The 10,136-nt window shown below is 57.1% G+C and carries 7 protein-coding genes; 1 reads left to right on the top strand and 6 read right to left on the bottom strand.

What is annotated here, in order from left to right:
• Positions 1-137: 137 nt before the first annotated feature.
• Genes fusA through rpsL form a run of 3 tightly spaced genes read right to left on the bottom strand, consistent with a single transcriptional unit; the run spans position 138 to position 3,131 of the window.
• Entirely contained in the window at positions 138-2,255 is a 2,118-nt protein-coding gene (fusA, locus tag AC2FJF_RS18360; RefSeq protein ID WP_282120247.1) for an elongation factor G, read from the bottom strand.
• 18 nt (positions 2,256-2,273) lie between these two features.
• Positions 2,274-2,744 carry a 30S ribosomal protein S7 gene (gene rpsG / locus AC2FJF_RS18355; protein ID WP_008756926.1) on the bottom strand — a complete coding sequence of 157 codons (471 nt, stop codon included), beginning with the start codon at positions 2,742-2,744 and terminating at the stop codon, positions 2,274-2,276.
• A gap of 15 nt (positions 2,745-2,759) precedes the next feature.
• Positions 2,760-3,131: a 30S ribosomal protein S12 gene (gene rpsL / locus AC2FJF_RS18350; protein ID WP_005621086.1), complete on the bottom strand. Its 372-nt coding sequence runs from the start codon at positions 3,129-3,131 to the stop codon at positions 2,760-2,762.
• 385 nt (positions 3,132-3,516) lie between these two features.
• Between rpsL and AC2FJF_RS18345 the strand changes: the two genes are divergently transcribed.
• Positions 3,517-4,323: a putative rhamnosyl transferase gene (locus AC2FJF_RS18345; RefSeq protein ID WP_496726647.1), complete on the top strand. Its 807-nt coding sequence runs from the start codon at positions 3,517-3,519 to the stop codon at positions 4,321-4,323.
• Here the strand turns inward: AC2FJF_RS18345 and AC2FJF_RS18340 are convergent.
• From AC2FJF_RS18340 to rpoC, 3 genes are all read right to left on the bottom strand, one after another.
• Positions 4,308-5,177 (bottom strand): DMT family transporter, encoded by an 870-nt coding sequence (locus AC2FJF_RS18340; RefSeq protein ID WP_496726643.1) that lies wholly within the window; start codon positions 5,175-5,177, stop codon positions 4,308-4,310. The genes AC2FJF_RS18345 and AC2FJF_RS18340 overlap by 16 nt on opposite strands.
• Before the next feature lie 87 nt (positions 5,178-5,264).
• Positions 5,265-5,774 carry a macro domain-containing protein gene (locus tag AC2FJF_RS18335; RefSeq protein ID WP_496726642.1) on the bottom strand — a complete coding sequence of 170 codons (510 nt, stop codon included), beginning with the start codon at positions 5,772-5,774 and terminating at the stop codon, positions 5,265-5,267.
• Between the two features lie 81 nt (positions 5,775-5,855).
• A complete protein-coding gene (gene rpoC, locus AC2FJF_RS18330; protein WP_496726641.1) occupies positions 5,856-10,097 on the bottom strand; it encodes a DNA-directed RNA polymerase subunit beta' in 4,242 nt (1,413 codons plus the stop codon).
• Between the last annotated feature and the right edge of the window lie 39 nt (positions 10,098-10,136).

The raw sequence follows: 10,136 nt of genomic DNA, 5'->3' as shown, positions 1-10,136 counted from the left end.
GTCTTGCCGTGGTCAACGTGGCCAATCGTGCCGATGTTGACGTGCGGCTTATTACGCTCAAACTTTTCCTTTGCCATGATGGCCTCCTTTTTCGGTAATGAAGGGAGCCCCTGAACAGAGCTCCCTCAAATCTTCGCCTATGCGTATTTCGCCTGGATCTCGTCCGAGATGTTCTGCGGAACCGGATCGTAGTGATCGAACTGCATGGTGAACTGGGCACGGCCCGACGACATCGAACGCAGAGTGTTGATGTAGCCGAACATGTTGGCCAGCGGAACGAACGCGTCGATCGCGATGGCGTTGCCACGGTTTTCCTGACCGGAAACCTGACCCCGACGTGATGTCAGGTCGCCGATGATGCCGCCGGTGTATTCTTCCGGGGTGATCACTTCGACCTTCATGATCGGCTCAAGCAGTTTCGCACCGGCTTTGCGCATGCCTTCACGCATACCCATACGAGCCGCGATTTCAAACGCCAGAACCGAGGAGTCCACGTCGTGGTATTTACCTTCGATCAGGGCAACTTTGAAGTCGATCACGGGGAAGCCAGCCAGCGGGCCGCTATCCATGACGGATCTGATGCCTTTTTCGACACCCGGGATATATTCCTTGGGTACCGAACCACCAACAACGCGGGATTCGAACGAATAGCCTTCGCCCGGCTCTGTCGGCGAGATGATCATCTTCACCTCGGCGAACTGACCCGAACCACCCGACTGTTTCTTGTGGGTGTAAACGATCTCGGCTTCGTGACCGATGGTTTCGCGATAGGCCACCTGCGGCGCACCAATGTTCGCTTCAACCTTGAATTCACGCTTGAGACGGTCAATCAGGATGTCCAGGTGAAGTTCGCCCATGCCCTTCATGATGGTCTGACCCGATTCCAGGTCAGTTTCCACGCGGAAGGACGGGTCTTCTGCAGCCAAACGGCCCAGACCCTGGCTCATCTTTTCCTGGTCAGCCTTGGTTTTCGGCTCAACCGCGATCTCGATAACAGGATCGGGGAAGGTCATGGTTTCCAGAACCACTGGATCGCCGGTCGAACACAGGGTGTCACCGGTGGTGGTGTCTTTCAGACCTGCCAGTGCGATAATGTCACCTGCGAATGCTTCCGTGATTTCCTCACGATCATTCGAGTGCATCATCATCATCCGGCCGATACGCTCTTTCTTACCCTTGGTCGAGTTCAGAAGCGTGTCGCCTTTGGCCAGAGTACCCGAGTAGATGCGGGTAAAGGTCAGCGAGCCAACAAAGGGGTCGTTCATGATTTTGAACGCCAGGCCCGAGAACGCCATGTCATCATCCGCGCGGCGGGCAATGTTACGGGTTTCTTCTTCGTCACCGGGTTTGAAGCCCATGTAATCGACAACGTCCAGCGGGCTGGGCAGATAGTCGATCACAGCATTCAACAGCGGCTGAACGCCTTTGTTCTTGAACGCCGAACCACCCAGAACCGGAACAAACGCGATTTCCAGAGTACCTTTGCGCAGCAGGGCGCGCAGGGTCGGAACGTCGGGCTCATTACCTTCCAGGTATTCCATCATCGCGTCGTCGTCCATTTCGACGGCCGCTTCGACCATTTTACCGCGCCATTCGTCAGCCATGTCTTTCAGGCTGTCACGGATCGGTGCTTTGACCCAGCTTGCGCCCAGGTCTTCGCCCTGCCACAGCCATTCTTCCATGGTGACCAGGTCGATCAGGCCTTCCAGCTCGGTTTCTGCACCGATCGGAATACCAACCGGAACAGCACGTGCGCCGGTACGGTCTTCGATCATTGCAACGCAGTTGAAGAAGTCCGCGCCGATCTTGTCCATCTTGTTGACGAACACCATACGCGGAACCTTGTAGCGGTCAGCCTGACGCCACACGGTTTCGGTCTGGGGCTCAACACCGGCGTTTGCGTCCAGAACGCAAACGGCACCGTCGAGAACCGCCAGCGAACGCTCAACTTCAATGGTGAAGTCAACGTGGCCGGGGGTGTCGATGATGTTCAGGCGGTGCTTGGGCGAGTCAGCAGTTTCACCGTCTTCGGTGCGTTCCCAAAACGTGGTGGTCGCAGCCGAAGTGATGGTGATGCCGCGTTCCTGCTCCTGCTCCATCCAGTCCATGGTGGCTGCACCATCGTGCACCTCACCGATGTTGTGGGATTTGCCGGTGTAATACAGGATGCGTTCCGAGCAGGTGGTTTTACCTGCATCGATATGCGCCATAATACCGAAGTTACGGTAATGGTTGAGTGTATATTCGCGTGCCATTTTGATAAGCCTCTGGAATTACCAACGGTAGTGGCTGAAGGCTTTGTTCGCCTCGGCCATCTTGTGGGTGTCTTCGCGCTTTTTCACGGCAGTACCGCGGGACTGTACGGCGTCCAGCAGTTCGCCCGCAAGGCGCTCTTCCATGGTGTTTTCGTTACGGCCACGCGCAGCAGTGATCAGCCAGCGGATGGCCAGTGCTTCGCGGCGCTCGGGGCGCACTTCGACCGGAACCTGATAGGTTGCACCACCAACCCGGCGCGAGCGAACCTCGACCGACGGTTTGATGTTGTCGAGCGCTTCGTGGAACACTTCGACAGGAGCGCGCTTGATCTTGCCTTCAACGCGGTCAAATGCGTTGTAAACGATGCGCTCTGCGACCGACTTTTTGCCGTCGATCATCAGGTTGTTCATGAATTTGGTCAGTACCTTGTCGCCAAATTTGGCGTCAGGCAGGACTTCGCGTTTTTCGGCGGCGTGACGACGTGACATATCAGCCTCTCCTTCTTACTTGGGACGCTTCGCGCCGTATTTCGAACGACGTTGCTTACGGTCTTTGACGCCCTGGGTATCCAGAACACCACGCAGGATGTGGTAACGGACACCGGGAAGGTCTTTTACACGGCCGCCACGGATCAGAACAACCGAGTGTTCCTGCAGGTTGTGGCTTTCACCGGGGATGTACGAGATGACCTCGAACCCGTTGGTCAGGCGCACTTTGGCAACCTTACGCATAGCCGAGTTCGGCTTCTTCGGTGTGGTTGTATACACACGAGTACAGACGCCGCGTTTCTGCGGGCACTGCTCCAGGTGCATGGACTTCGAGCGTTTTACTTTGGGCTGACGCGGCTTGCGGATCAGCTGTTGAATAGTTGGCATTCCGGTTTCTTCCCCGTTTTGCAACACACATGACATGCACGCGCATTGCGTGCGGCTAAACTTGCTGCGTTCGTGCGTCCACAAGCGCAAAACCCGCGAGCGTTCCCATTCCGAGGTGAACGTCGCGGTTTGTTATCAGAGGGCGCGAACGATAAAAGTGTCCGGGCCTTGACCAGTTCATTACTGGAATCGGTTGTGGGGCGGCCCCCGGCACCGAGATGACGCGCGTATATGGGGAGTCGGCTCGAGTGTCAACAGCACATACCCGACAAGCCGATTGACGGCGTTTTACCAAGACTTAGCTGCAGCTTCCAGTGCTACTCGTCCGTTGCCGGCAATTGCGGAGTTCTGCATAGTGGCCGCGAAACTTTTCGATGGACGAAACATGCAAGTCATTGGCCTGTGCCGCTTTTCCTACCCCGCGATCGGCGGTTATCAGGTAGAACACGAAACTGTCGAAGAGCGTCGTCAATACCTGTATAACCCAGAGCGGCTGGAAGAACGGTTTCGACTGTTCGAAACCACCACCCTGCCCGGTTTTCGGGAACAGACAGACGAGGACTTTGAGCTGGTGGTGCTAGTCGGTGAATGCCTTCCTAAAAAGTCCATGGACCGGCTGTATGATCTCACGTCGGGCATCAGGCAGACCCGCATCGTCAAGCGCACACCAGCCCGGCATCGCCCAGTTGTCAAAGAGGTTCTGCACAGCGCCCGCACCGACCCGGATCAGCCGTGCCTCCAGTTCCGGCATGATGACGATGACGCCGTCTCGGTCGACTTTGTCGAACGTCTGCGCCTTGCGGCGATTGACGCTAAAGGACTGACCAGGAATAGCCGGACGGTCGGACTGGATTTCAACAGCGGGTTTCTGGCGCGTTTTGGACCGGATGGCATTCGCGCCACCCAGGTGTTCCAGTCCCTTTTGGGCGTAGGGTTGGGGATGTATGTTGCCGGCGGCTGCAAACACACGATCATGAGCTTCACGCACCATAAGATCGGTCGTTTCATGCCCGTAATCAGCTATCCCGACGCGCCCATGTGGGTCCGTACGCTGAACAACTTCAACGACTCCCCCCATGCCCGCGCCAGCAAGACCGAGCTGTCCCCACTGACACCGGAACAAGAAGGCGAGTTCATTGCGCGATTTGCCATTGAACAGGACAGGGTGCGGCGGGCTCACTCGGCAGGTTGAGACTGACGTTCCCGGAACAGCGTGAAAAGCCCCGCACCCACGACCAGAACAGCGCCCAACATCGTGATCGTATCGGGCCAATCGCCAAAAATGACCCAACCCAGCCCCAAAGCCCAGATCAGGCTGGAATACCGGAACGGCGCGATAAAACCGACGTCGCCTTCGCGCATGACCATGACGCTGCAAAGATATCCGGTCAGAACAAAGACCGCGGCTGAGGCCACCATTATGCCTGCGCCCGGCGTTACCGGCTCCCACCCTGTGACTGCAGTTGCGATCCCTGCGGCCACTGTAATGGAAACCGTCGTCGCCAATGTGACCGTCAAGGACGGAACATGGGTGGACATACGCCTGGTAATCAGGTCGCGTGCGGTGACGGATGCCACGGCAATCAGAGCGTAAATCGCGTAAAGACTGAACCCATCAGGCCCCGGCCGTACAATCAGCAACATTCCTGCAAAGCCCATCCCGATCGCTAGAATGCGGCGCCAGCCGATATGTTCACCAAAGAACAAAACAGCCCCCAATGTCACCGTAAGTGGCAACGCCTGAAGAACGGCCGTTACATTTGCAAGCGGCATATGCAAAAGCGCTGTCAGAAAGAAGAATGTGGCCGACAACTCGGCCAAGCAGCGTGCAGCAACAAGCCACTTGTCGTGGCGCGGAAAGTTCAGGTGCAGCGCCCCAAGATGACGCGCCATCAGAAACACCAACAACGTCGCCAAGAGGCCACGCATCGCAACCATCTGAAACAGCGGCAAGTCTGCCCCCGCAACTTTGATCAATGCATCATTCACTGTAAAGGCGGCCATGCTGCCCATCATCAGCATAGCGCCCTTCACATTCGGGGTCATAGTCGCAGAATCCAATACTCAAAAGAAACACGGATCATTGGCCGTAAGTCCTTGTGAGATGTCAATATGCAACCACGGACCCGTCGGTCAGTCGGGCAAGATCACCAGTGTGTGGTTTATACCGGCAAGGGCCGCGTCTATGCGCTGGGCAATCTCAACCCAATCACCCCCAGCCAATCCTGCGCCAATCATCGGATAGCCGATCCGCGATGCGGGGAATGCGCGTGCAATCTTCGAAAAACAACCCGAGATCGCCTCATATTCCACAAGCGGCCCCGGTCCCTCCCAATGAAACTGGGTATAAGCATTAACCACCGCAAACTCGGTCGTACCCCGCGTGACCTGGGCCGAAGAAATCGTTCCGAGTTTTGATCGGGACCCAAGGTCCGTCTGCTTGTCGGCCTCAAGCGCATCAGGGAATTCCACCGCAATCGCCCGTGCTATCCCGGCCCCCATCGCATGGAAGCAATTGCAACCGTGAACGATGACATCAAACTCACCATTCAGTGCAAGCTGTATCAAATCACCTTTGATCGTATGCATCATGCATCCCTTGGTCAGTAGGTCGCTGTCTTCGAGACTATTCAGTTGTATCACGATTGGGCGAAAGCGCACCAAGGGCAAAAGAAAAGGCCCCGCAAAATCGCAGGGCCTTTCCGTATTTCTATGATGAGAAAGTTACTCGCGGCTTTCCGGTGTTTCCACCAGAACGTCCAGCTCGTCACCGACCATATCGTCATCCATGACCGGCGCAGCCAGAGCAGCGGCCGCTTCGGCCTCTTCCCGGCGGGCTTCGATCACGACGTTGTCGCGGCCTTGCGCAACCTGGCGCACGGCCTGAGTGGCCCCACCGGTACCGGCTGGGATCAGGCGACCAACGATGACGTTCTCTTTCAGGCCGACCAGTTTGTCCTTCTTGCCCTGAACCGAAGCTTCGGTCAGCACGCGGGTGGTTTCCTGGAACGACGCCGCCGAGATGAACGAACGTGTCTGCAGCGAGGCTTTGGTGATCCCCAAGAGGATCGGTTCGCCCTGAGCTGGACGTCCGCCGCGGGCCAACGTCTTCTCGTTGGCTGCGTCAAACTCCTGCTTGTCGACATGTTCGCCTTTCAGCAGAGTGGTGTCGCCTGAGTCCAGGATCTCCCACTTCTGCAGCATCTGGCGCACGATGACTTCGATGTGCTTGTCGTTGATTTTCACACCTTGCAGGCGATAGACGTCTTGCACCTCGTCGATCATGTAATCCGCCAGCGCTTCGACACCCATGATGGACAGGATGTCATGCGGAGCCGGGTTACCGTCCATAAGGTATTCACCCTTCTGGATGAAGTCCCCTTCGGCGACCGGGATGTGCTTGCCCTTGGGCACCATGTACTCGATGGTCTCCATGGACTCGTCAGCCGGCTCGATGCTGATGCGGCGCTTGTTCTTGTAGTCGCGGCCAAAGCGCACGTAACCATCAGCTTCTGCGATGATCGCGTGATCTTTCGGACGACGGGCTTCGAACAGTTCAGCCACACGCGGCAAACCACCGGTGATGTCCTTGGTTTTGGCGCCTTCACGCGGGATACGCGCAACGACTTCACCAGCCTCGATTTTTTCACCGTCTTCGATCGACAGGATCGCATCCACCGACATCGGATAGTGAACCGGGTTGCCCGCATCATTGCGGACCGGCTCGCCATCTTCACCAACCAGAATGATCTCGGGCTTGAGGTCGCTGCCTTTGGGGGCGGCGCGCCAGTCGATCACGATCTTCTGGGTCATGCCGGTTGCATCGTCGGTCTCATCGCGGACAGCAATGCCCGAAACAAGGTCAACATACTTCGCGGTACCGGCTTTCTCGGCGATGATCGGCAGGGTGTAGGGATCCCACTCGAACAGCTTGTCGCCACGGGCAACCTTGGCGCCGTCCTTGACGAACAGCTTGGAGCCGTAGCCCAGCTTGTGGCTGGCACGTTCCTCGCCGTGTTCGTCCTTGATCACCAGCTTCATGTTCCGGCCCATAACCAGGATTTCGCCTGCGGAATTGGCCAGAACCTGCGGGTTCTCGAACGAAACCACACCGTCTTGGCTGGCTTCCTGGAACGACTGCTGACCACCTTGCGCAACACCGCCGATGTGGAAGGTCCGCATCGTCAGCTGTGTACCTGGTTCACCGATGGACTGGGCGGCGATGATGCCGACAGCCTCACCCGTGTTGACCCGTGTACCACGTGCAAGGTCACGACCATAGCAGGTGGCACATACGCCTTCCTCAGACTCGCAGGTCAGAGGAGAACGGATGCGCATCGACGCAACACCGGCTTCATCAATGGTGTCGGCCATGCGTTCGTCGATCAACTGACCCGCAGCGACCAGAACCTCTTCCGTACCCGGACGCAGAACGTCATCGGCCGAAACACGACCCAGCACACGTTCTGCCAGAGATGCAACAACCTCACCATCGTTGACCGCAGCTTCGGCAGTGATCGCACGTTCGGTACCACAGTCGATCTCACGAACGATGCAGTCCTGCGCCACGTCCACCAGACGACGGGTCAGGTAACCCGAGTTCGCCGTCTTCAGAGCGGTATCCGACAGACCCTTACGGGCACCGTGGGTCGAGTTGAAGTACTCAAGAACGGTCAGACCTTCTTTAAAGTTCGAGATGATCGGCGTCTCGATGATGTCGCCGTTCGGCTTGGCCATCAGACCACGCATACCGCCCAGCTGTTTCATCTGAGTAACCGAGCCACGCGCACCCGAGTGGGCCATCATGTAGACCGAGTTCGGTTCCTGTTCGGAGCCATCCTCTGCCCGATCCGAAGACGAGATCGTGCCCATCATCGCATCGGTGACGCGGTCGTTACACTTCGACCAGGCATCGACAACTTTGTTGTACTTTTCGCCCTGTGTGATCAGTCCGTCCATGTACTGCTGTTCAAAGTCTTTTACCTGACTGCGGGTCTCATCAACGATGCCCCACTTATCATCAGGGATGACCATGTCGTCCTTACCGAACGAGATGCCCGCCTTGAACGCTTCTTTGAAACCCATCGACATGATCTGGTCACAGAAGATAACCGACTCTTTCTGACCGCAGTAACGGTAGACAGTGTCGATCACCTGCTGCACTTCTTTCTTCCGCAGCAGACGGTTGACCAGCTCGAACGGCGCCTTGTTGTTCATCGGCAGCAGCGCACCCAGGCGCAGACGGCCCGGAGTTGTCTCGAAACGCTTCTGAACTTCGTTGCCTTCGTCGTCGATCTGCGTGATCCGCGCGGTGATCTTGGTGTGCAGGTGCACTTCGCCGGAATCCAGCGCGTGCTGAACTTCGTCGATCGAACCAAACACCTTACCTTCGCCGGGCATGCCTTCGCGTTCCAAGGTCACATAGTACAGACCCAGGATCATATCCTGCGACGGAACGATGATCGGCGCACCGTTTGCAGGCGACAGAACGTTGTTCGTCGACATCATCAGAACACGGGCTTCCAGCTGGGCCTCAAGGCTCAGCGGGACGTGCACAGCCATCTGGTCACCGTCGAAGTCGGCGTTAAAGGCCGAACAGACCAGCGGGTGCAGCTGGATGGCTTTACCTTCGATCAGGACCGGCTCGAACGCCTGAATGCCCAAACGGTGCAGCGTCGGCGCACGGTTCAGCATGACAGGGTGTTCGCGGATCACCTCATCGAGGATATCCCACACTTCGGGACGCTCTTTCTCGACCAGTTTCTTCGCCTGCTTCACAGTCGAAGACAGACCTTTGGCTTCAAGGCGCGAGTAGATGAACGGCTTGAACAGTTCCAACGCCATCTTCTTGGGCAGACCACACTGGTGCAGCTTGAGTTCCGGACCGGTCACAATGACCGAACGGCCCGAGAAGTCGACGCGCTTACCCAAAAGGTTCTGACGGAAGCGACCCTGTTTACCTTTCAGCATGTCCGACAGCGATTTCAGCGGACGCTTGTTGGCGCCGGTGATCACGCGGCCACGACGGCCGTTGTCGAACAGAGCATCAACGGATTCCTGCAGCATCCGCTTTTCGTTGCGGACGATGATGTCAGGCGCACGCAATTCGATCAGACGCTTCAGACGGTTGTTCCGGTTGATGACGCGGCGATACAGATCGTTCAGATCCGAAGTCGCAAAACGACCACCATCCAGCGGAACCAGCGGACGCAGTTCCGGCGGAATGACCGGGATCACGGTCATCACCATCCACTCGGGACGGTTGCCCGACTCGAGGAAGGATTCAACTACCTTCAGACGCTTGATGATCTTCTTCGGCTTCAGTTCACCGGTCGCTTCGGCCAGATCAGCGCGCAGCTGCTCGGCTTCGGCTTCCAGATCGATCTGGGCCAACATCTCACGGATAGCTTCGGCACCGATGTTCGCGGTGAACGCGTCCATGCCATAGGCATCCTGCGCGTCCATGTACTCTTCTTCGGTCAGCATCTGGCCATAAGATAGGTCGGTCAGACCGGGCTCGATGACGACATAGTTTTCAAAGTACAGAACACGTTCCAGATCGCGCAGCGTCATGTCCAGCATCAGACCGATGCGGGACGGCAGCGATTTCAGGAACCAGATGTGCGCAACGGGTGCTGCCAGTTCGATGTGGCCCATACGCTCGCGGCGGACTTTCTGCAGGGTGACTTCCACACCGCATTTCTCGCAGACAACGCCGCGATACTTCATCCGTTTATATTTACCGCACAGACATTCGTAATCTTTGATCGGGCCAAAGATACGCGCGCAGAACAGACCGTCACGTTCGGGCTTGAACGTCCGGTAGTTGATGGTTTCGGGTTTCTTGATCTCGCCATAGGACCAAGACAGAATCCGCTCGGGCGACGCCAAGGAGACTTTGATCTCGTCAAAGACTTTCGGCGGCGTCAGCGGGTTGAACGGGTTATTGGTGATTTCCTGGTTCATTTTGCGTCCTTACAAATTGGGATGGGATGAGTGTGGGGC

This window comes from Ruegeria sp. CDSB013 (assembly GCF_059611165.1).
The sequence above is the reverse complement of the archived record's forward strand: the minus strand, read 5'-3'. Positions and strand labels throughout refer to the sequence as shown.